The 22,917-nt window shown below is 28.4% G+C and carries 22 protein-coding genes; 8 read left to right on the forward strand and 14 right to left on the reverse strand.

The window, feature by feature from the left end:
- Nucleotides 1-8: 8 nt before the first annotated feature.
- Both ACYUEW_RS15665 and ACYUEW_RS15670 read right to left on the reverse strand, forming a co-directional pair.
- Nucleotides 9-572: a TetR/AcrR family transcriptional regulator gene (locus ACYUEW_RS15665; protein WP_003489097.1), complete on the reverse strand. Its 564-nt coding sequence runs from the start codon at nucleotides 570-572 to the stop codon at nucleotides 9-11.
- Between the two features lie 181 nt (nucleotides 573-753).
- The gene (locus tag ACYUEW_RS15670) at nucleotides 754-1,614 is read right to left on the reverse strand and encodes a helix-turn-helix domain-containing protein (protein ID WP_003489094.1); all 861 of its coding nucleotides are present in this window, start codon (nucleotides 1,612-1,614) and stop codon (nucleotides 754-756) included.
- 427 nt (nucleotides 1,615-2,041) lie between these two features.
- Between ACYUEW_RS15670 and mraY the strand changes: the two genes are divergently transcribed.
- Nucleotides 2,042-2,995 carry a phospho-N-acetylmuramoyl-pentapeptide-transferase gene (mraY, locus tag ACYUEW_RS15675; RefSeq protein WP_460277223.1) on the forward strand — a complete coding sequence of 318 codons (954 nt, stop codon included), beginning with the start codon at nucleotides 2,042-2,044 and terminating at the stop codon, nucleotides 2,993-2,995.
- A gap of 188 nt (nucleotides 2,996-3,183) precedes the next feature.
- Here the strand turns inward: mraY and ACYUEW_RS15680 are convergent, their stop codons facing one another.
- The 6 genes from ACYUEW_RS15680 to ACYUEW_RS15705 all read right to left on the reverse strand — a co-directional run bounded on the left by ACYUEW_RS15680 (nucleotide 3,184) and on the right by ACYUEW_RS15705 (nucleotide 9,268).
- On the reverse strand, nucleotides 3,184-3,390 hold the full coding sequence (locus tag ACYUEW_RS15680) for a hypothetical protein (protein WP_003356234.1): 207 nt from the start codon (nucleotides 3,388-3,390) through the stop codon (nucleotides 3,184-3,186).
- Nucleotides 3,391-3,517: 127 nt separating this feature from the next.
- Nucleotides 3,518-4,939 carry a 6-phospho-beta-glucosidase gene (locus tag ACYUEW_RS15685; RefSeq protein ID WP_265203132.1) on the reverse strand — a complete coding sequence of 474 codons (1,422 nt, stop codon included), beginning with the start codon at nucleotides 4,937-4,939 and terminating at the stop codon, nucleotides 3,518-3,520.
- A 327-nt stretch (nucleotides 4,940-5,266) separates the two neighbouring features.
- Nucleotides 5,267-7,144, reverse strand: a complete 1,878-nt coding sequence (locus ACYUEW_RS15690) for a beta-glucoside-specific PTS transporter subunit IIABC (protein WP_460277225.1) — start codon at nucleotides 7,142-7,144, stop codon at nucleotides 5,267-5,269.
- Nucleotides 7,145-7,268: 124 nt separating this feature from the next.
- Nucleotides 7,269-8,102 carry a BglG family transcription antiterminator LicT gene (licT, locus tag ACYUEW_RS15695; protein WP_257411821.1) on the reverse strand — a complete coding sequence of 278 codons (834 nt, stop codon included), beginning with the start codon at nucleotides 8,100-8,102 and terminating at the stop codon, nucleotides 7,269-7,271.
- Nucleotides 8,103-8,820: 718 nt separating this feature from the next.
- Nucleotides 8,821-9,003 carry a hypothetical protein gene (locus tag ACYUEW_RS15700; RefSeq protein WP_265203214.1) on the reverse strand — a complete coding sequence of 61 codons (183 nt, stop codon included), beginning with the start codon at nucleotides 9,001-9,003 and terminating at the stop codon, nucleotides 8,821-8,823.
- A gap of 79 nt (nucleotides 9,004-9,082) precedes the next feature.
- On the reverse strand, nucleotides 9,083-9,268 hold the full coding sequence (locus ACYUEW_RS15705) for a hypothetical protein (RefSeq protein ID WP_265203134.1): 186 nt from the start codon (nucleotides 9,266-9,268) through the stop codon (nucleotides 9,083-9,085).
- A gap of 684 nt (nucleotides 9,269-9,952) precedes the next feature.
- Here ACYUEW_RS15705 and ACYUEW_RS15710 point away from each other — a divergent pair.
- Nucleotides 9,953-10,471, forward strand: coding sequence for a nitroreductase family protein (locus ACYUEW_RS15710; protein WP_003489085.1), 519 nt, complete (start codon nucleotides 9,953-9,955; stop codon nucleotides 10,469-10,471).
- Nucleotides 10,472-10,774: 303 nt separating this feature from the next.
- Here the strand turns inward: ACYUEW_RS15710 and pdxR are convergent, their stop codons facing one another.
- Nucleotides 10,775-12,211 carry a MocR-like pyridoxine biosynthesis transcription factor PdxR gene (gene pdxR / locus ACYUEW_RS15715; protein WP_003489084.1) on the reverse strand — a complete coding sequence of 479 codons (1,437 nt, stop codon included), beginning with the start codon at nucleotides 12,209-12,211 and terminating at the stop codon, nucleotides 10,775-10,777.
- Between the two features lie 234 nt (nucleotides 12,212-12,445).
- Here pdxR and ACYUEW_RS15720 point away from each other — a divergent pair, with 234 nt between their 5' ends.
- On the forward strand, nucleotides 12,446-12,946 hold the full coding sequence (locus ACYUEW_RS15720) for a peptide deformylase (protein ID WP_043031669.1): 501 nt from the start codon (nucleotides 12,446-12,448) through the stop codon (nucleotides 12,944-12,946).
- A 353-nt stretch (nucleotides 12,947-13,299) separates the two neighbouring features.
- On the opposite strand, the gene ACYUEW_RS15725 is transcribed toward ACYUEW_RS15720, so the two are convergent.
- Entirely contained in the window at nucleotides 13,300-14,463 is a 1,164-nt protein-coding gene (locus tag ACYUEW_RS15725; protein ID WP_460277230.1) for a MerR family transcriptional regulator, read from the reverse strand.
- 363 nt (nucleotides 14,464-14,826) lie between these two features.
- Here ACYUEW_RS15725 and ACYUEW_RS15730 point away from each other — a divergent pair, with 363 nt between their 5' ends.
- Nucleotides 14,827-15,588 (forward strand): threonine/serine exporter family protein, encoded by a 762-nt coding sequence (locus tag ACYUEW_RS15730; RefSeq protein WP_042386314.1) that lies wholly within the window; start codon nucleotides 14,827-14,829, stop codon nucleotides 15,586-15,588.
- The gene (locus ACYUEW_RS15735) at nucleotides 15,588-16,058 is read left to right on the forward strand and encodes a threonine/serine exporter family protein (RefSeq protein ID WP_003489076.1); all 471 of its coding nucleotides are present in this window, start codon (nucleotides 15,588-15,590) and stop codon (nucleotides 16,056-16,058) included. The genes ACYUEW_RS15730 and ACYUEW_RS15735 overlap by 1 nt, the downstream gene beginning before the upstream one ends.
- Nucleotides 16,059-16,312: 254 nt before the next feature.
- Here the strand turns inward: ACYUEW_RS15735 and ACYUEW_RS15740 are convergent, their stop codons facing one another.
- Complete coding sequence (locus ACYUEW_RS15740) at nucleotides 16,313-17,245, reverse strand: helix-turn-helix transcriptional regulator (protein WP_043031664.1); 933 nt, start codon at nucleotides 17,243-17,245, stop codon at nucleotides 16,313-16,315.
- A gap of 122 nt (nucleotides 17,246-17,367) precedes the next feature.
- On the opposite strand from ACYUEW_RS15740, the gene ACYUEW_RS15745 reads away from it, so the two are divergent.
- On the forward strand, nucleotides 17,368-17,790 hold the full coding sequence (locus tag ACYUEW_RS15745) for a pyridoxamine 5'-phosphate oxidase family protein (RefSeq protein ID WP_460277233.1): 423 nt from the start codon (nucleotides 17,368-17,370) through the stop codon (nucleotides 17,788-17,790).
- A gap of 209 nt (nucleotides 17,791-17,999) precedes the next feature.
- Here the strand turns inward: ACYUEW_RS15745 and ACYUEW_RS15750 are convergent, their stop codons facing one another.
- Nucleotides 18,000-18,446, reverse strand: a complete 447-nt coding sequence (locus tag ACYUEW_RS15750) for a GNAT family N-acetyltransferase (protein WP_460277235.1) — start codon at nucleotides 18,444-18,446, stop codon at nucleotides 18,000-18,002.
- A gap of 271 nt (nucleotides 18,447-18,717) precedes the next feature.
- The gene (locus tag ACYUEW_RS15755; RefSeq protein WP_265203147.1) at nucleotides 18,718-19,605 is read right to left on the reverse strand and encodes a LysR family transcriptional regulator; all 888 of its coding nucleotides are present in this window, start codon (nucleotides 19,603-19,605) and stop codon (nucleotides 18,718-18,720) included.
- 113 nt (nucleotides 19,606-19,718) lie between these two features.
- Between ACYUEW_RS15755 and ACYUEW_RS15760 the strand changes: the two genes are divergently transcribed.
- Together ACYUEW_RS15760 and ACYUEW_RS15765 are read left to right on the forward strand one after the other, a co-directional pair.
- A complete protein-coding gene (locus tag ACYUEW_RS15760; protein WP_043031660.1) occupies nucleotides 19,719-20,174 on the forward strand; it encodes a DMT family transporter in 456 nt (151 codons plus the stop codon).
- 57 nt (nucleotides 20,175-20,231) lie between these two features.
- Nucleotides 20,232-20,810: an LOG family protein gene (locus ACYUEW_RS15765; RefSeq protein WP_265203148.1), complete on the forward strand. Its 579-nt coding sequence runs from the start codon at nucleotides 20,232-20,234 to the stop codon at nucleotides 20,808-20,810.
- 176 nt (nucleotides 20,811-20,986) lie between these two features.
- Here ACYUEW_RS15765 and ACYUEW_RS15770 read toward each other — a convergent pair whose 3' ends face one another.
- Nucleotides 20,987-22,429, reverse strand: coding sequence for an esterase/lipase family protein (locus ACYUEW_RS15770; protein WP_460277239.1), 1,443 nt, complete (start codon nucleotides 22,427-22,429; stop codon nucleotides 20,987-20,989).
- Nucleotides 22,430-22,917 lie beyond the last annotated feature (488 nt).

Genomic DNA, 22,917 nt, shown 5'->3' on the forward strand with positions numbered 1-22,917 from the left:
AAAACTCTTTATTTAAAAAATAAATCTAATTGAATATCAATAAGCTTATCTCTTTCTTCTTTAATATTAATATCAATATTACTAAAGAATTTAAATTCATCTGCTCTGTAAAATACTAATTGCATAAATGAAATTAATTGATATGAAATAATTTTACACTCCTCATCACTTTTACTTCCTTGAAAGCATTCTTTAACTAAAGGAAGTATTTCAATAGTTTCAGTAAATTCTCCCTTTAATAAAATATATGGCATCATTTCCTTTGTATATTTTTTATAATGAACAACTATATCACTAATACGAGTTAAAAAATATCTAAGTTTATCTTTTGGTGCCTTTACATCATTTTTCATATCTTCAAAATAAGCATTGGCAAAATCTCGTATTAATTTATTTGCTGCAATATTTATTAATTCATCTTTGGATGCAAAATAATAATTTATTGTTGATAAATTTACTTTTGCTCTTTCTGTTATCTTTCTTGATGTTATTTCTGAAACATCGTCACACTCTTGCAATAATTTCATTACTGATTCTATTAATTGATTTTTGGTATTGTTAGATTTATCCAACTCATCGCCTCATTTTCAAACATGTTTTATACACGTTTGATTATAAACTATTTGTTATAATATAGCAATATTTAAAATTGTATTTAATAAATTTTATAATTTCATATAATAAAATAACTCTCACCTAAAGCATTAATCTTAGGAAGAGAGTAAAATATCATGTTAAAATCCTATTGATGGATTAAATCAACTTTCTAATAAAATTATAAGCATCCTCATCTTCAACTGAAGATAATTTTATATGTTCAAAAGTTGTTTCTTGACAAGAAAAGCTTAAAAGTTTTTTTAATCTTTCGTAATGCAATTCCCTATCTACCCTTATTTTACTGAAGAGAATTTTTTGAGCACAAGGTTTACTATTTGCATCTGAAGGTAACATAAGCAAAGCTATACCTCCCACATATTTATTTTTATTTACATTAGGTTTGACCATATTTATATATGTAATGCCGTCATTAGTACTTTGTAAATTGAAGAATATAAGCTTATCAAAAGTATTGTAGTCTCCTTTAAATAACTTAACAACTTCGCCATTTGAAAGAATTTTAAATACTACATTATCATTGAAAAATTCAACAATACCTTCATGTATAGCTCCTTCTCTAGCTATATTAGTAACTAAAAAATAAACATAATATTTATCTTCAAATATATCTGTATTAATATCCATATTATTTTCTAAGTTTTCCATATCAGCTGCTGTTAGTGGAATAGAAGTAAGTTTATCTATGCTTATATTATATACTTCACAAATATATATTAAGGTTTCTATAGATGGAAAAGCTTCTGCTGATTTGTATTTAGAAAGTAAATCTTCTGAAACACCTATTTTCTTAGCAAGATTTTTTTGTGTTATTTCTAACTGAATGAGCTTTTTTAAGTTATATATAAATATTTTAGATGTTTTTTCATATATATTATTTTTTAAAGCTTTTATTGTATTAATATCACATATCATACTATCATTATTAGATTTTATATACTCTAACCTATCTTTTACCTTTTCATCTATTTCTCTAATTTTACATAACTCATTCTTCAAAATTATCCCTCCAAATTATATTCATAATCAAGTTACTTGAATAATATTCAATTTAATATTCTATACTTTTCAATTTATTTTGATACTAATATATATCTATTGTTACAACTCAATCACTATATTACCATAATTATGAAGCTAAAATAACTTTTTCTCCTTTTCTTATAAAAAATCAACGTTAGCTAAAACAAATCCAATTTTTGAAATTCCATATTGATAGGAGGATTATTGACGAAAATAAAATCAAAGCAATATTTATTGATGATTATATTAAAAACTGTGCTGCAGCAATGAAACTTGGAATTAATTTCTTAGTATTATACAAGGACTAGAAGCTATATATTTATAACAAATTACACTATAGAAATTACAACATTATTAAGAACTTAATAGACGTTAAGAAATATTAAGTTAGAAAGGATTTACTATGAGTACTATTATATATGCTGTATTATTCAGTTTTTTATTATCTACAATTACTAGTTTGTTTCTTATCCCATTATTTAAAAAATTAAATCTAGGACAAAGCATTAAAAATGGAATTCCAATAAGCCATAAAAAAAAGGCTGGAACTCCTACATTTGGTGGTATTATTTTTATTTTTTCATCAATAATAACAATGTTATTTATGATAAAAAATTATAATAAAGAACTCTTGCTTGTAATATCTTCACTTATTGCTTTTGGACTGATAGGTTTCATTGATGATACTTTAAAGAAAATACATAAAAAAAATGAAGGATTAACTTCAAAAGGAAAAATGATTTTATTACTTTTTGTATCAAGTATTTTTGCCATTTACTCATACTATAATCCTTCAATTGGTTCAATAATTATGTTTCCATTTACTAAAAAACTATTTGACTTAAGAATTTTATACATACCCTTTATTATTTTTTATTACGTATCAACAACTAATGCATTAAACTTAACAGACGGTTTAGATGGACTTGCTACTTCTATAACACTACTTGTAGTAACATTTTTTATTTTTCTATCTTTTGGAATGGGTCATTATACATTATCAATTAGTTGCGGTTGTATAGCAGGAGCTTTATTAGGATTCTTGCGATATAATTGCTATCCCGCTAAAATAATTATGGGGGATACTGGCTCTTTAGCCCTCGGTGGTGCTATTGCAACAATAGCTATGATACTCAAAAACCCATTTATTGTTATTATTGTCGGAGGAATTTATGTTATTGAAGCATTATCATCATTAATTCAAATAGTATTTTATAAACTATTTGGTAAACGTATTTTTAAAATGGCTCCTATTCATCACTCATTTGAGTTACATGGCTGGCATGAAACCAAAATAGTTTCAGTATTTTCTATAATAACAACAATTTTATGTCTTATTGGATTTTTATCTATGTAATTAGCAGTATTACTTTTGAACCCAGCAAGCTTACTCCACTGATTAAAGCCTGAAAGTTGTAGATACTATCACAATAATAAATTATACTTACTATAGAAAAAATCTCAAAAAAAATAGTAGCCCCTGCTACTATTTTTTATTATATTAAATTATAGTTATACCTTTTACCTAAATTACTCCTTCAGCTTCTAATTTTGTAGCTGCTTATTGAGAAGAAATACATTTTCTATTTCATTTCCCTCATCATCATAATATTTTACATCTGCTCCTGCTATATATCCTAATGTATCTCTTTCAAGTACACTCCCTTGAATATTTAATAATGATTCTTCATTCATAGGTAGCTCTACTTCTTTTGTTTCATAATCTCTTTGGCATACTATCTTTACTTTCATGGCTATCATTCTCCTTTATAATATTAGTATGCCTCAGTAAATCTTAAAATATTTTACATTACTAATCTTCCCTTATTTTTGACCTATTGCTATTACAAATTTATATATTATATATTTTTTCAATTATTTATAGTCCATTATTTTTAATAACATTTTTGTACCAATAGAAAGATTTTTTCTTGTATCTCTTTAAAGTTCCATGACCATCATTATCCTTATCTACATATATAAAACCATATCGCTTTTTCATTTCCCCTGTTGATGCACTAACTAAATCAATGCATCCCCAAGTTGTATATCCTAATAGTTCAACACCATCTAATTCAACTGCATCAATCATATTTTTTATATGAGTTTCAAGATAAGCAATTCTATAATCATCATCTACAGTCCCATCCTCATTTAAAATATCAACAGCACCTAAGCCATTTTCCACAATGAATAGCGGTTTTTGATAACGATCATAAAGTGAATTCATTGTAATTCTAAGGCCTATTGGATCTATTTGCCATCCCCATTTACTAGATTTTAAATGTGGATTTTTTAATGATGTTATTACATTACCATCTGATTTTTCTCCTGCATTGGGGTCACTACTTGCAAGTCTTGAAGTATAGTAACTAAATGCAATAAAATCAACAGTATTCTCTCTTAAAATCTTCTCATCTTCTGGCTGCATTTCTATTTTTATATTGTTTCTCTTTAAGAATTTTTTAGCATAGCCTGGGTATTCTCCCCTAGATTGTACATCTATGAAGAAATAATTATTTTTATCTTTCTCCATAGCCTCTAGAACATCCTCTGGCTTACAAGTATATGGATAAAATTGCCCTGCTGCTAACATGCATCCTATTTTATTATCTTTATTAATTTCCTTTGCTAATTTTGTAGCTAAAGCTGATGCCACTAATTCATTATGAGCTGCTTGATATTTTACTTCTAACTCATTTTCCCCTTCCTTAAACATTATTCCAGCTCCCATAAAGGGTAAATGCATAAGCATATTTATTTCATTAAAAGTTATCCAATACTTTACTTTTCCATTAAATCTTTTAAATATTGCTTCACAATATCTAAGATATGCATCTATTAATTTTTTACTTCTCCATGAACCATATTCCTGCTCCAATACAAGAGGTACATCAAAGTGACATATAGTAACTACTGGTTCAATATTATATTTTAATAGTTCATCAATAAATTTTTCATAAAATGCTAAACCTTCTTCATTTGGTTCTTGTTCCTTTCCTGTTGGGAAAATCCTTGACCATGAAAATGAGAAACGATAACATTTAAAGCCCATTTCTGCAAATAATGCTATATCTTCCTTGTAGTTATGATACATATCTATTGCTTCATGTGATGGGAAATAAGAATCCTCTTGTAAATTATTATAATGCATCTTTCCTTGCATAACAGCTCTGCGATTCACTCCTGCTGGAATAACATCCACAGTTCCTAATCCTCTATTACCTTCTAAATAGCCACCTTCGCATTGGTTAGCAGCTGTAGCTCCACCCCATAAAAAATCCTTTGCTAATCCACTCATATTTTACCTTCCTTTCATTAAAGAAGGTGATGCCTCAAAATAGCTTTAATTTTAATATAGTAAATATAAAAAATATATGTAATAAGCATATGAATAAGCTTTAGTAGTTCTTAATTTGACGGAATTGGGAATTTTCGTAATTCCTCACAGGACGTGGGGAGCCAGTAGTGAAGCCATGGATGGCGCCTCTACTGGGTAGAAAATTTTCAATGGAGTCAAATTTAGAACTTCTTAGCAAAATGAAGTGCTTATAAATGTATTATTTATATTTACGGTTTTAAAATTAAAACTAATCTTATTTTGAGACACTCCCTCCTAAATCATTTACTATTTAACTATTTTAATAATATCCTCACCTTGAGTTACTATTTTATCATCAATAGAAAGTATTTCGCCAAACTCATTTCCATTAGTTATAACAAATGGTGTTATACAATCATAGCCTTCTTCCTTAATCTTCTCCATATTAAAATCAACTAATAACGTACCAACACTTACTTTATCGCCTTTTTTAACATGTGTATTAAAATACTTTCCACCTAATTTTACAGTATCTAATCCTATGTGGATTATCATTTCAACTCCATTCTCATCTTTAAGAGCAACTGCATGCTTTGTATCAAAAACCATCTCTACTGTTCCTTCAACTGGTGAAACAACTTTTCCTTCTGTTGGTATTATAGCTATACCTTTACCCATAATCTCATCTGCAAATACAGGATCATTTACATTCTTCAAAGATACTGCTTCACCTGTTAATGGTGATTTTACTGTTATCATATTTCCTGCTGATACACTTTTATTCTCTATTTTATTTTCTACTTCATTATCACTTTTTTCAACTTGATCCTTATAAAGTATTAAACAAACTACAAATGATACAACTACACTTATTACAGCTCCAATTACTGCATATATAAAGTTAATCATTGTGTTTCCACCAATATAGCTTGGTAATGTTAAAAATCCTGGTGACCCTCCTGAATAGTTACATACACGGAAAATTCCTAAAAATAATCCACCTACAGCTCCTCCAATCATAGATGAATAAAGTGCCTTTCTAAATCTTAAGTTAATACCATATAATGCTGGTTCAGTAATACCACAAACTGCTGTTATACCCGCTGATGAAGCTAATTGCTTTATTTCTGCATTTTTACTCTTAAATGCAACAGCTAAAGCTGCTCCCCCTTGAGCTACGTTAGAAGCTAACATACCTGGATAAATAACTGTATCATATCCCATTGTCATACGATTATTTATTCCTATTGGAATAAGTCCATAGTGTGTTCCAGTCATAACTAATAATGGAGTTAATCCTCCAAGGATTGTTGGTACTAACCAACTACAATATAATTCAAGAGTTTTAATTCCTAATCCTATCTTATCACTAACAATATATCCTATTGGTCCAATAACTACTAATGTAACAATACCAGTAATAAGTGCTGTAATTAAAGGTTTTGAGAAAAACTTTATAGCCTTTGGTGAAATCTTATCTGCTACTGGTTCAACATAAGACATAAACCAAACTGCTAATATAATTGGTAATACACTTGAGCTATAGCTATTTAAACTTATAGGTAATCCAAATATACTAATTGCTCCTCCTTTTTCCTTTGCTGTAGTTACCATGCTTACAAATGTTGGATGAAGTAAAATTCCTCCAATCAACATTGCCATATAAGGGTTACATTTAAACTTTTTAGCTGCAGAATTAGCTAGTAGTATAGGTAAAAAATAGAATGCTGAATCTGCCATAAAGTTAATTACTTGATATGATTGAGAATTCTTGGATATCACATTAAAAGTCATTAATATTGCTAGTACAGCCTTCATCATACCTGCAGCTGTAATAGCTGGTAGTATTGGTGTAAAGATTCCTGATATTGTATCTATTACCTTTGCTAATGGTTTTCTATCATCCTTTTCATTTTCATTTGGAGCATTATTATTTTCTAAACTTGTAAGCTCCATTACTTCTTTATATACATTCCCTACGTCACTTCCAATTATAACTTGATATTGACCTCCGCTACTTACTACCCCCATTACGCCTTTTGTAGCTTTTAATGTATTTGTATCTGCTTTCTTTTCATCCTTTAAATTAAATCTTAATCTTGTTGCACAGTGTGTTAATGATATTATATTCTCTTCTCCGCCAACATGCTTAAGAATAGTTTCTGCTAAATTCTTATAATTCATTTTGACTTTTCCTCCTTTTATTAATCTTCTAAAATAGGCAATAAAAAATACCCAAATAAAAATTCATTAGTCTAGAACTAGTAAATTTTTATTTAGGTATAGCCTATTTAAAGTAACAACCCTTTTAAATACTTGTAATTCTTTTTATGTGAATGGTCAGATAAATCATTTCATCTTCTGTCAATTCACATCCATATTCATTTTTAATAAAATCTCTTACCTTTAGTGTACATCCATATTCTTTCTTATATTGTTTTTTTAAAACTTCTATAAATTGTGTATCTCCATCAGAAATAATTGTTTCAGTAAATAATCTTTGAGCAAAAAACTTAAGATGAGTTATGAATCTTTCATAATGAATTGAATATTCATCTAATTCTAAGTTAAAATAATACTTAATTATGCTAATTATTTTTTCAATCATCTTAGTCATTTTAGTAGCCTTTTCTATAGATATATCATCCATCAAAGCATTTACTATATGTAATGCAATGAATCCTGCTTCATCTTCTGATAGAGTAACACCAAGCTTGTTTTTTATTATGCTTAATGCCTCTTTTCCTACTAAAAACTCATGATTATAAAACTTCTTTATTTCCCATAGCAAAGCATTTTTTATAGCCACGCCATCTTTTTGTCTCTCTATTGCAAAGTTAATATGATCTGCTAGGGTTATATAAACATTCTCATTTAATTTTTTACCTAACGATGCTTTTGCAAAACTTACTATCTGATTAGTTACTTGAATATGTTCTAAAGGTATTTTCTTTAGTAATTTTGTCAGTTGATTAGAATCTTTTCTATCATTACAAGTGTAAATTCTCTCAATTAATTTTTCATCAACCTCATGCCCAGGAGCCTTTTTATAACCTAATCCACATCCCATGACTAATATTTCATTATTATTATCATCGAAGGATTTAATCAAATTATTATTAATTACTTTAACAACTTTCATTATTTGTAAATATCCTCCATCTTTATTAATCCAAAAAGGCTATACCTCTTTGTGATTTGAACGCAATTACAGAATTCACACACAAGATGGTATAGCCCGAATACTCAGTAACAATCCAACTTAAATATATTTTTATTATAATATATCGAAATTTGTATGTCAATATTTTTGTATATGTTTTCAAATATTATTTATCTATTAATTTACTTCTCTAATTATTATAAATATTTCTATTTTCTTTAATAATATAAATCAAATTAAAAAACTATTTATAAATCCAATTATTGCCCCCATCAGGCAAATCTCCATCATCATTTACTACTGAAATTAATTTATCCTTGCTTTCTCCATCATCAATGTATTAGCCGTTAGTGAAATAATCACTATGGTACATATGCTTACAATGATTGTCCACTTTTTTTCTTTTTCATAGAAAACCTTGATTATAAGTTAGAAAAATTAACTATACATGTCACATTCAAATTTCTGTTATATTCCATAGTTTCCAAATAATATATGTTTTTAAAATGAAGATAAAATTAGGAAAAATTTTTTCACGTCAAAAGAAGAATGATAAAATATCGCTCTTCTTTTTATTTACTATTATATCCAATTATTATTCTTAATTTTCTATATTGTAAAAAACTCTAGAAATAATCTGAGGTAGTTCTAATTAAGAACTACCTCAGAGTAATTAATTTAAAATATAACTAGATTACTATTTGTGTCTATGGCAATTTATAGTTAAATATACATTCTTAGTAAATATATTAACCTCACCACAGTGTGAATGTTCATCGTGTTTATCCCACTTCTTATCATTATCCTTGTCGTATTTCTCCATATCTACTAATTCTTTCATCTTCATTAATTCTTCCATATCTATCTTATTTATTTCCATCAATTGTTCACCTCTTTTTTATTCTTAAGTTAAAGTTTATGAGTAAGAATTCAAATATAATTTTTAAAATATAATTAGATTACCATTTGTGTCCATGGCAATCTATGGATAAATAAACATTCTTAGTATATATATTAACCTTACCACAGTGTGAATGTTTATCGTGTTTATCCCATTTTTTCTCGTTATCTTCAGAAGATTCTTCCATGTTCATTAATTCTTTCATCTTCATTAATTCTTCCATATCTATATTATTTGTTTCCATTAATTGTTCACCTCTTTTTTATTCTTAAGTTAAAGTTTAAGAGTGAGAATTCAAATATAAATTTTGAGCATATAAATTAACTCTAGTACACTCCTTATTATCTTTATCCATACAATCTATTGTGAATTTATAATTATATGGTTTTATATTGGTGCATATTGATATAAATATTAATTTTATAAATATTAATGTTAATAATATTGATGCTAATAATATTATTATAAATGCCTTGCAAGCCCACATAAATAACACCTTTCTATATTTTTTACTGGCTATACTTCTATATTATGTTCATATTCCTTAATATGTTCGCATCTTAATCTAATTATATAATTAGATTAAGATACAAATTTTCATTTAAATCGACATATCTTGGATATAATAAAAACATATTTAATAATGGATTTTTCTTGCTATTAGACAGGATGGTAAAATATACTCTATACTATTAACCTTCTATAAAAATATTCCTTCATATTCTTTATTGTTCCTGCCAATTTATACAACGGATGTTTTTTTGGGTTTGTCACAGGTTAACCTTATCAGTAGTAAATACTAATAAATTTAATTACACTCTCCTAATGGTAAGTATGCTACTAAAAAGTGCATACTTCTTTTTCTGCTTTGTAATTATTATAATAAAAGAAGACAGGAAAATAAATATTATAGAATGGAGATGTTTATATGGATTTTATAGACTTAGCTAAAGAAAGATATTCTGTAAGAAATTTTGATACCAAAAAGATTGAACAAGAAAAACTAGATTTAATTTTAAAAGCAGGACAATTAGCTCCAACTGCTGTAAATTATCAACCTCAAAGAATTTTAGTAATTGAAAATACTGAAGCTCTTGAAAAACTAAAAACTTGTACAATTTATCACTTCAATGCACCTATGGCTTTACTTATATGCGCGGATAAAAATGAAGCTTGGAAACGCAGTTATGATGGGAAAAGCCATACTGATATTGATGGGAGTATTGTTGCTACACATATGATGTTACAAGCTGCTGAACTTGGCTTGGGTACAACATGGGTTGGTCATTTTGACCCAAATACTATTCGTAATGCTTTTAGTATACCAACAAATCTTGAACCAATATGCCTTTTGCCACTAGGTTATCCAAGTAAGGATGCAAAACCAAATCCTAATCACCAAAAAAGAAAAGATATTTCCCAAACTGTTTTTTATAATCATTTTTAAAATTAAAGTTTATTAGATACTTACTAGTATAAAATATATTTAATTTTAAAACCGCAAATATAAAAAATACACCTATAAACTATTCAGTTCGCTAAGAAGTTCTAAATCTAGCTCCATTAAAAATTTTCTACCCAGTGGAGGCACCATCCTTGGTTTCACCACTGGCTCCTCACGTCCTGTGAGGAATTACGAAAATTTTTAATTGCGCCAGATTAAGAACTACTAAAGCTTATTCATATGTTTATCATGTGTATTTTTTTATATTTGCTATATTAAAATTAAATATATTTTGAGGCAGCTTCCTTATAACCATGCTTCTCCCAAGAGTGTAATCCCATGTTCAATTTCTTTAAGTTTCATGTGCCCATAACCAAGGAAGATATCATTACGTTTATTTGTACTTTTCTGATTTGAATGATAGAAGGAAATTGGATATACAATAACACCAACTTCTTTAGCTCTTTGGATAAGGTCACTTTCAGAGTGAGGTCTATTAACTCGAAGAGTTAAATTTACACCAGCATGATCTCCAATGATATGAGCATGACTGCCAAAAACCTTATTTATGGAATCAACAATTTTCTTATGTTTTTTTCCATATAAAGTTCTCATTTTTCTTATATGTTGTTCAAAATATCCACTTTTCATAAATTCAGCTATGGTAAGCTGATGGATTTTTGATGCGGTTTGATTATAGTAGCACCCTATTTCCACAAATTCTTCTGCGAGATTCTTGGGTAAAACAATATAACCAATGTGCATAGCGGGAAATAATGTTTTAGAAAATGTACCTAGGTATATCACTTTATCAAATTGATCGAGACTAAACATTGTTGGAACAGGATGGATGTTATATCGGAATTCACTATCATAATCATCTTCAATAATATAAGTATCTTTGTTCTTAGACCAGTTTAATAGACTCAATCTCTCAGAAACATTTAGGAGGCCACCCATAGGATGTTGATTTGAAGGTGTTAGATATATAGCAGAAGGATAATCTAATTTACTTTTAAGCATTGAGATATCGAATACATTGTTATTTAAACTAATTGGTATGATATCACATCCATTCCATTCAAATGCTTTTCTAACAGCTGTAAATCCAGGATCTTCTAAAGCTACTTTTAAAGGCTTGTTTTTACCTAGTATGAAACAAAGTAAACTGATAAGAGTTTGAGTCCCTGCACCTATAATAATTTGATCTGGATGGCAATTAACTCCTCGTGAGCGCTTAAGGTATTTAGATATCTCCATACGAAGTAATAATTCTCCCCTTGGATCTGAGTATGTTAAAATCTCTTGATTCTCTAAGCTCATTATATTTTGAGCAACTCTATTCCATGTTTTGAATGGAAATTGATTATGCTCAACTGACCCTGGCTTAAAATCGTACTTTGCATGAGCTCTGTTTAAATGCAAACTTTCTATTGGAGGTATACTAATTTCTTTGGAACTAGATTGATCATTAGAATAATCTAATGACTCATAATTATCCAAATCAGATACAAAATAGCCGCTCCCACTTTTACTATAAATAAATCCTTCTGATAAAAGTTGTAAGTACGCCATCTCAATTGTATTACGACTTACACAAAGGGATCCTTTTAGTTGCATTATTGAAGCAAGTTTTGAATTCGGCTCTAAATGACTACTAAGTATTGCACCTCGATATGCTTCATATATTTGAATGTATAATGGAACACTAATATTTCTTTTTAATGTAATCTGTATTTCCACAAAACCAACCCCATAAAATATTCAGTAACCATCCCTTTTTATAGGGATAATACTGCTATATAATTATAGCAAATCAACTGATAATCATCAATGCAGTCCACAGCGTATCTTGAACATGAAAGAAATATCTGACAAATCAGGAGCCGTCGGTGTGGGGTTGCTTAACTTAATGACAAAATCTCAGTTGTTTAGTATCTATTTATAATAATTTAATCCAAAACGGGAGGTTATATTATGCCAACAAAATCAATCCTATTATTAGGTGATGAAATACTTTACAGAATTTCTGAGGAAATACAGAAATCAAATTTAGATAAAGCTAAGCAAGTAATCAATGACTTACATGACACGATTGTTTCTTTTAAAAATCAATATGGATTTGGTAGAGCCATTGCGGCACCACAGATTGGTGAATCTGTAAGAATAATCTACATGCATTTAGGCTATAAAACTCATTATTTCATTAATCCAGTTCTTGAATTTATTGGAGACGATACCTTTCAACTATGGGATGATTGCATGAGTTTTCCAGGTCTTGAAGTATATGTAGAAAGACATAAGAAGTGCAAAGTAACTTATAAAAATTTAAACTGGGAAGATTGTGAAATGTATCTTGAAGGTGATCTATCAGAACTATTTCAACACGAGTATGATCATTTAGACGGAATTTTGGCTGTACAACGTGCAAAGGATTTAAAATCATTTCGAATAAACAAGAATAAGAGTGGCTGTTGAGTTTCAATAAACTTACTAGTAAGATTTGCTCTTTTACTCGCTTTGTATTATTTTAAATCCAATACAAGCGATTCGGTTTAGCCCTACCACTATTCTACGACCGTTATAGAATAATCTATCACGGTCCATCTCTTTTGATAAATTCTTACCGTTATTTGTGGTACGCTTCACCGTGTAAGTAGCAAATAATAACAGTTTTAGTACCGTTAGTAGTATTACGAAAAATCGCATAATTTCCTTTCTTGAATTACGCGATTTTTAACTTCTAATTATTTAATTTAAGTTCCTTTTGAATATCTAAGCTAATACTTGTAACTTTCGTTCTGCATGTCAAATCCTTCATAGTTTTTAATTCACGACTTACTATTTTCAGAATAAAATTTTAAAGCTTCTCCAATAAATTTAGATGCACCACTGCCATGTTTCTTATCAATTACTTTTATAAAAGTAGAATTTGATAAATAAAGTTCTGCCATATAACCCCAATAATTCTCCCCCTCATCTACTTTGTAAAATTCCTGATTTTTTTTACTTTCATCTGATATTTCTTCAATGATTTGTTGAATCTCCTGTGAAGAAGGATCTTTACCTAAGTCAGATACTAGCTTTTCATATAGTTCTTCTACTTTAGGCTGCTTAGTTCCCGAACAATTTTTTAGAGCTTCTCCGATAAATTTAGATGCACCATGGCCATATTTCTTATCAACTGCTTCTATCCATTCAGGATATACCAAATAAATTTGTACCATATAGTACCAATGATCATCTCCATTATCCATCTTGAAAGCCTCATAATCTTTTTTAGCTATATTGATTATTTCTTCAGCAATTTGTTGAATTTCCTTTGAAGAAGTATCTTTACTTAAGTCAGATGTAAGCTTTCTATATAATTCTTTTAATTTAGGATGCTTATCTTCTAAACAATCTTTTTTAAACTTATCATATTGTTCTGATAAAGTTATCATATCACTATTAAAATTTTTCTTTACAGCTTTAGCATATTTTTCAATACTTCCATACTGCTTTATAGCCATTTTAGCAATCTTATCTTCATTAGATTTACATTTTTCAATAAGTTCATTATATTTATCTACACTACCATAAGCCTTAATTATCATATCTTCATGTTCTGTTTTAAATTCTTCCAATACATTATAATATTCACTCATATCAAATTCTTTAAAATTCATTGTACTTTCTCCTTTTAATGTTTTATTTATAAGCTCTATTAAGCCATTCAACCTTTTGCGTTTTAACAAAAGTAACTTTTTCTGATTTTTTAATGCTTGCATTTTATCAAAGTATGGACTTGACATTATCTCTTTAACATCTTTTAAATGTATATCAAGTTCCTTAAAAAATAAAATCTGCTGCAAGGTTTTAAGAGCCTTATCATCATAAAGTCTATATCCTGCCTCTGTAATTTCACTTGGTTTTAATAATCCTATTTCATCATAGTAATGTAGTGCACGCACACTTATTCCTGTCAAATCCGAAACTTGTTTTACTGTTCTCATTGCTACACCTCAAAGTTTGATTTTACAGCTATCAATGTTATCTAATACTCGGCCGGCTAGAAATTTTTGTAATATATTCAAGCTGTATTTTTATATTACACTATGACGTGATGTTAGGGTCAACACTTTACAAAATAATTATAATAAAACTTAGTAGAAAGCACTTTGCATGATGCTTGGCTATTGTATAAATTCGTAGTTTTTTATATCACACTTCAAACATAAAAAATAAGGAAAAATGTAGTATAAAATAAAAAATAATTATATAATTATATATGTCTGAATTTGTTTGGCAGTAAATATTTATTTATATTAAGAAATATGTGGGTGAAAAAACAATTTTTAATGGAGAGGTTATTTATTATGCAGGCAAAATATGATAAATTTCAGGAGTATGTGTTGGAAATTGGGCGACGCATGGTAATGTGTGGCTCTGAGGTCCGTCGTGTAGAAGATACGATTATACGTATCTGTAATGCATATGATATTAAAGTCTGTAATGTATACGCCATTACAACTTTGATTGTTATGACAATGAAAGATAGTGAAGGAAGACATTATACACAGTCAGTTAGAATTAATTCTACAGCAACGGATTTAGGCCAGTTAGAAGCATTAAATGCTATGGCTAGAGAAATATGCAGTAAAGTTCCCCCCATTTCTGAAATAGGTTCTGCATTGGATAATAATAAGTTGCGTAAAGAAAGTAATATTAAAAAGTGTATAGGATATATGCTAGCTGCCGCTGGATTTGCTGTATTTTTTGGTGGTACATTCTTAGATGGCCTTGTATCTTCAATTATTGGAATTGTAATATTTGGCATGGATCATTTTTTTCAAATTCGCAAATTAAATCGTGTAATATATACAGTAATTGCCTGTTTTTTATCAGGCTGCCTTGCTCAATTATGTGGCCATTTTGGACTTTGTATGAATGTGGATAAAGTTATGATTGGAGATATAATGATATTTATACCAGCATTAATTTTAATAAATGGTGTAAAAGAAATATTCTATCAAGATATAATGCCTGGATTATATAGACTAATTGAAGCATTTATGATTGCTCTTTCAATTGCAATAGGATTTGTAGGTTCAATGATGTTATTAGGAGGTATACTTTAATGTGGAAAAATATAATACAAGTGCTAATGGCTGGAGTTGGCACCCTGGGATTTACACTATTTTTTTCTGTAAACAAAAAACATGTGGCCGCAGCAACTTTTGGAGGACTTCTTTCTTGGACAATTTATCTTGTTATCTACCACATTACAGAAAGTATATTTTTAGGTAATATGATTGCATCAATGATAGTATGCCTTTGGTCTGAATTAATGGCAAGAAAATTAAAAGCACCAACAAATATTTTTATGATACCAGGAATTATTCCACTTCTTCCTGGGGGAACACTTTATTATACTATGGAGGCAATGCTTCAAAAAAACAAGAAAATATTTATACAAAAAGGACTAGAAACAGTAATGATAACTGTAGGAATTGTAGCTGGTATTGTTGCAGTATCTGTTATTTTAGTTTATTTTTTTACATTATTAAAAAAACATCGAGAAAATTCAAATTCAAAATTAACATGTTAATGTTATCAATTTATGCAGCCTTTTCAGACTGTAAAATGTATTGTTTGTAAAAGTATCCTTTAATAGGATTAGATCTACGTGAATATCTTAGACACAAAAATCTAGAGATTTATCCAATTAACCTGGCTAAATCTCAACATTTTTGTGGTGAGATCCACTTTACCACCATATCTTCATCCAAATTTAGTAAAATCTCACTTACTTATTGTACGGTTCTCCGTATCAGTTGCAAGTGAGGTTTTTCTAAGTAAATATTAATTTTCATAAATGTATAATAATTTTTTAATACGTTTAATAAGTTCTACACGTACATTCTCTGGAGATAAACATTCACATTTATCTCCAAATCCCATTAATATATTATATCCTAAATCATCATCTACAAAAGGAAACTCAACTATAAATTTATCCTCTCCATAAGCCTTTACATTCTCTTCTCCACATCTTTCAACCATTTGTTCTCTTAAAGACCAATCAACTAGAAGCTTAATTGTAATAAGCCTTTTATCTATCCACCCACTTCCATCTAATGGTTTTGATTTAAACTCCCTTGGTACAAATATTGATTCTAATATTTCAAGGTTTGAAATTCGAGATAATTTAAATACTCTAAAATCTTCTCTTAAAGTACAATATCCTTGTAAATACCAGTTATTTTCTTTCAATATTAATTTATATGGTTCTATACAGCGTTTATCTTTTTTTCTATTACCACCATAATATTCAAATGATAAATACTTACTATCATTTAAAGCGCTTTTTACTTTCTCAAGATTTGGTTGAAAACTCTTATTCCCCATCCACGTAGTAAGGTCAATAGTTATTTGATTTGACTTTAATTCAATATCTCTAAATTGGTCTTTCGGAAGTAAACTCTTTACCTTTTCTAAAGTGCCTATAACTTCTTTATTGGATAATGTTGTTGAAACACTAGAAAGCCCCATCAAAAGTGTTGATATATCTGAAGCAGTAAAAAACTTTTTATCAACTTTATATTCAGGCATTATACTAACACCGCCATTTACCCCAGTATGAGTAATTATTGGTATCCCTGCTAAAGATATTGTATCTATATCCCTATAAATGGTTCTAGGTGTAACTTCAAACATCTTAGCTAATTTTATTGCACTTATTCTTTCATTATTTAGTAACACCATAATAATGGATATCAATCTATCTATTTTCAATAATATCTCTCCTTGAAATCATGTATACATTTATTTTATAACCTTGACATAATGGGGTCAGATTTACTGTGATATATTTAATCTGTTAGAAATAATATACCTAATATATAGGAGGATTACAAATGAATTTTTCACAAGAATTTAATAGGATTATGCTATCTCAAAAGGAGTTAGCTTTAGCAACAAGTGTAGATAATATTCCAAATGTTCGAATTGTTAATTTTTACTACGATGTTTCAAAGAAAGGAGTAGTATACTTTTCAACATTCTCAGATAATCCAAAAATTGAAGAATTTTCTAAAAACAACATAGTGGCATTTACCACTATCCCATCTAATGGAAATGAACATGTTAGAGTTAATAAGGCACTAATTCAAAAAAGCAATTTAACAATATTTGATTTAAAAAATGATTTTATCAAGAAAATTCCTAATTATGAAATCACAATAAATGAGGTCGGAAATCAACTATCTCTTTATGAAATTCACTTTAAAGAAGCTACTGTTACATTAGATTATACTGAAAGCGCTGCTATAGCTTTATAGTATACTGAATAAGCCAATGATATTTAAATATCGTTGGCTTATTTTTAATATTACTTATAAAAACTCTATTTCTAGCTTCACTTATGATACTGTTCACTATTCATTATCCTAAACTTTACTACATATTTAAATACTTTTCTATGTTCATTCAAATTCTAGTTATAGATATAACTTATCTAAATTTATAAATGATATATAAAAATTACTAATTATAAAAATTTCATATGAAGAATAGGAAATGGATTACCGTAGTCATCAAATTCTGATCTTTTGAATGTATCAAACCCCATATGTTTATAAAATCCTACCCCTTGTGTATTTTGTTCATTTACATCTACAAACTTTGCATTTAGAACATTTATTGCGTAATTAATAAGTTTTTTACCTATACCATTACCTCTACTGTTTGAATCTACAAATAACATTTCAATTTTACTTTGATGTACACCCATAAATGCCTGTATAGCACCTTTTTCATCTCTTACACATAGAAGTTTACTAACATAATCAACACCTTCTTTAACTTGAGGTTTTATTGATATTATATCTTCTTCTTTTAAAAATGTATGAGTTGCTCTTACTGATGACTCCCATACATTTAGTATATTATCCATATCATCTCTATTAATATTATTTAGATTTTCTATCTTTATCATTTAATAATTCCTCCTAAGTATATTTTATACTTAATATTATAGGTTAAATGGCGTTTCTGAAGTTTATCAATTATTTTTTTATCGCCCTTGCAAAGCTATGCCTTGATATTATTACAGTTTTTGCTTAGAGCTAAATCAATTAATCTAATTTTACAAAACATGGTAACGCCTACCTTAAATAATTTAATAGCAATGCTAAATTTTAATCTTGGTTATATCAATATAAAGAACTAGCTTATCATATCTTAAATGTAAAGTTAAAATAAATAATCTAATCTTCAATAAGATCAATAAATCTTTCAGCTGCTGTAGACATAGGAATATCTTTTTTAGTTGCTATGCCCATAATTCTCTCTGGGATTTTTTCTTTAATAGATATATCATATAATTGTTCCTGCTCTAACTCCTTTTTGATATAATCTTTTATAACACAGGAAACTCCTAAGCCTCTTTTTGCAAATTCTATCATTAGTTCTACATTACTTAACTCTATTTGCGGTACTACATCCAATCCATGTGAACTAAAATAATTATCTATATAACCCCTTGTATTGCCACCTTTCTCTAGTAAAATAATAGGATATCTATCCACTAAATCCTTCAATGTTATCTGTTTTTCACAAATTTCCTTGTACTTCTCTCCTACCACAAAACAATCTTGTATTTTAAATGTTTTAATGACATTTAAAGAATTGCTTGTGTCTATATTCATATTCAAAATTCCTATATCTATCTCACCTGAATCTAATGCTTTTGCTATTTGATGGCTTGACTTATCCTTAACATAAATTTTTATATTTGGATAATTTAAATTATAAATTTCTATGTATTTCATTAGATAGTATTTGCATACTGCACTACATACAGCTATTCTTACCTGACCTGAATTAAGATTTTTTAATTCTGAAAATTTTCTTTCTGCTGTCATCATAAGACCATAGCCTTGTTCTATATATTTGAATAATACCTCACCTTCTAAAGTAAGTGAAACTCCTCTTGGAGTTCTATGAAATAATTCCCCACCTAATTTTCCCTCTAATAATTTTATAGATTGACTAACTGCTGGCTGTGATGTAAAAAGCTCTTTTGCTGCTTTAGATATACTGCCTAATTTGGCAGTAATATAAAAAATTCTATAAAGTTCAAGATTAATATACATATAAAAATTTAGTATACCTCCTATACTAGATATTAATTTTACTTATATCAGTATATTAATTATAATTGCTTTATAAAAGTTATTCAACAATTAAAAGCATTGGAGGTTATAGTGTGGTATTTATTTATTACTTACTATCATTAATATCTGGATTTGCCTTAACCTTACAGGTTGGTATAAACGCTGTACTTCGTTCTAAAATAGGAAATCCTATTCTTTCATCCCTTATTAGCTTTGGTGTAGGAACTTTAGGACTTGCATTAGTATTCTTCTTTACTGTATTAAATGGTTCTAGTACATTACCAACTGCTACTCATATTAAAAATACAAGTTGGTGGATGTTTCTAGGGGGATTATTGGGAGCATTTTATATATTTACAACTATATTTGCATCTCCTAAGATTGGATTTGCAAGTATGTTTAGCCTTGTAGTATGTGGTCAAATACTCTTTGCTGTTATATTTGACCATTTTGGATTATTAGGCAACCAAATTCATTTATTAACTCCACTAAGAACGCTAGGTATTATTTTCTTAGTCTTAGGGGTTTATATTATTCAAACTCATTAATTAGAGATTTATATTTAAATCTTAATCAATAAAACATCATTATAGGAGGTAATTTTTATGAAAAGAATCTGTGTTTATTCTGGCTCTAATCTAGGTTTACGCTCTGAATATAAAGAAAGTGCTAAACTACTAGGTAAAATATTGGCTGAAAATAAAATTGAATTAGTATATGGTGGTTCAAGAATAGGTCTTATGGGGGAGATATCAAATGAAGTTTTAAGAAATAACGGAAAAGTTATTGGGGTTATGCCTAAAGGGCTCTTCTCAGGTGAAATGGTTCATGAAAATTTGACTAAACTTATTGAAGTTGAAAACATGCATGAAAGGAAGCAAACTATGGTTGAGCTTTCTGATGGATTTATAGCACTTCCTGGTGGACTGGGTACTTTTGAAGAACTGTTTGAAGTACTTAGTTGGGCTCAGCTTGGTATTCATAAAAAGCCTATTGGCATATTAAATATATCAAACTTCTTTGACCCTCTTTTACATATGATTAAAAACACTTGTACTGAAGGTTTCATGAATGAATCAAATATTAAGCTTATTTCAGTTTCAGACAATCCTTCAGAATTAATCAAACAAATGAAAAACTATGTGCCACCTCTAATGGAAAATAAATGGCGTGAATTAGTATAAGTAAATTTCATTATAAAAAGAAGATGTCTCAAAATAGCCTTAATTTTAATATAGTCAAATTTAGAACTACTCAACAAAATGAATTGCTTTATGAATGTATTATTTATATTTATGGTTTTAAAATTAAGGCTATTTTTATTTTGAGACACCCTCTTTATCTTAATTATTTCATGTATTTATCTTTGCAATTTACTTAAAAAGTTTCCATAATCAATATACCAATCTTTAACGTTACCAAATGTACCTACTATGTCCATATGATCTGTATTTACAATTCTAGGCATTACATTCCATTGTCCCATTTTAGCTCCGCCAGTATATTGCTCAATAACATCATCAGAACCCAATTTAGGACCATCTTGACTAATACAATTTACAACACCATCATTAGGGAACCATTTCTTGTCAATGATAGGAAGATCTTTTTTATTACGTGAATATTTACCCATTAAGTTTGCTGTTGGATAAAATATAGGATTCATTGGACCAATTTGTGCTACAGAATGACCTGTAAGTATAGATTCTTTAGTTGCTTGGGTTGTCCAAGAAAAATAATACACATCTGGTTGAGCCTTTACCCATGTATTGAGTTCTTGTGCACCTTCTGTGGATAAATCATAAGTTGATATATCCTTTGTACTATTCCAAATATTGCTTTCTAAAACCCTTTCAATATAATCACGTTGAGATTCTCCACTTTGCTTTTTTAATCCCCATTGATCTAATTTTAAATCATATATTGAGCTAAATAACTTGTTTTTACCAGTTATTGTTCCTAATACACCAAATGTATAACTTATTAAATCTTTTGCTGGCATTAAATCTGATAAAGTTGTACCATCATTAGGTGTAGAGATAGTACTAACACTATGAATCCAATGCTTTCCTCCTTCAAATAATGGTGAAATATTTTCTTGTCCGCAATTTATTTCCTCTTCACTGCCTTTACTTAAAAGATGTGTAAGTGTACGTATAGTTTGTCCACCCATACTATGTCCTATTAAATGTATTTTATTTTCATTGCTTATATTTTTATATATCCCTGGATATGTCCTTCCATATCTATTATGTTTAGATTTTTTTGCATGAGCTTCTCCATAATCTACTGTTCCACCTACTATGTAAGCGTAAAGTTCACAAGCTCTATCCCAATTACTAGATACTGGTCCTACTGTTGCTGTATAAGTCTCATGCCCTGAGGCATTTAACTTTTCTTGAAGATCAACTACTCCACCCCAATATTTATATCCTAATAATTCATCTCTTCCAAACCCCATAAAACCATGAACTAAAATAATGGGATAATTATTTTCTCCTATAATGCTCCTAGTATTAATTTCTGGAAATTCTATCGGAAATTTCAATGGAGGCATTTTATTTATGTCTTCTTCACTTTTAACTTCTTCTGCCGAATCTATTAAATTGTCTATATCTTCTAATGTAGGTATTTTTATTGTCTCCTCTGCATCTTTTACTTCTTCATTAACATTAGATGCTTCCACCTTCTGTGTTCCTTGTGCCTTTGCGTCATCTGCTCTTACAATCATTGAAAAATTTGTTAGTGTTATAGACAATACTAATAAAATAACAGTTGTTATTTTGGTTAAATTTTTTTTCATTTTACATACCCCCTAATTTAATTTTTTTAAGTAACTATTATGACTGAATGAATCATTTGATTTCACCTTCTTCCATTTAATTTGAATAATTGATAAATATATACAATTATACATGCATTTTAAATATTTTTCAATATTTTCATAATTTTCATTTTATTATTACAAATAAAAACTTTTAAAGAATTTATTTCCAATAATGAAATATAGAAAATAAAAAAACAATTAAACTATAATGAATGCTCGCTGCCTCCTAAAAAAATATGGGTGAATTAGATAAGAATCAATGAAATGAAATAATTATTTTGTTTTTATACTAGGTTGATACCTATAAATATATTTTAGTGACATGAATATTATAGATAACATTATTCATATATTAAAATACCATGAATTAACTTTATAAAAATTATTCAATAATTTATAAGTATTCGAACCTAGTTATTTGTATTACAACGTAAAAACACCGTAAAATTCAGATTTGATATGCG

It is taken from the genome of Clostridium sp. CTA-1, assembly GCF_054768215.1.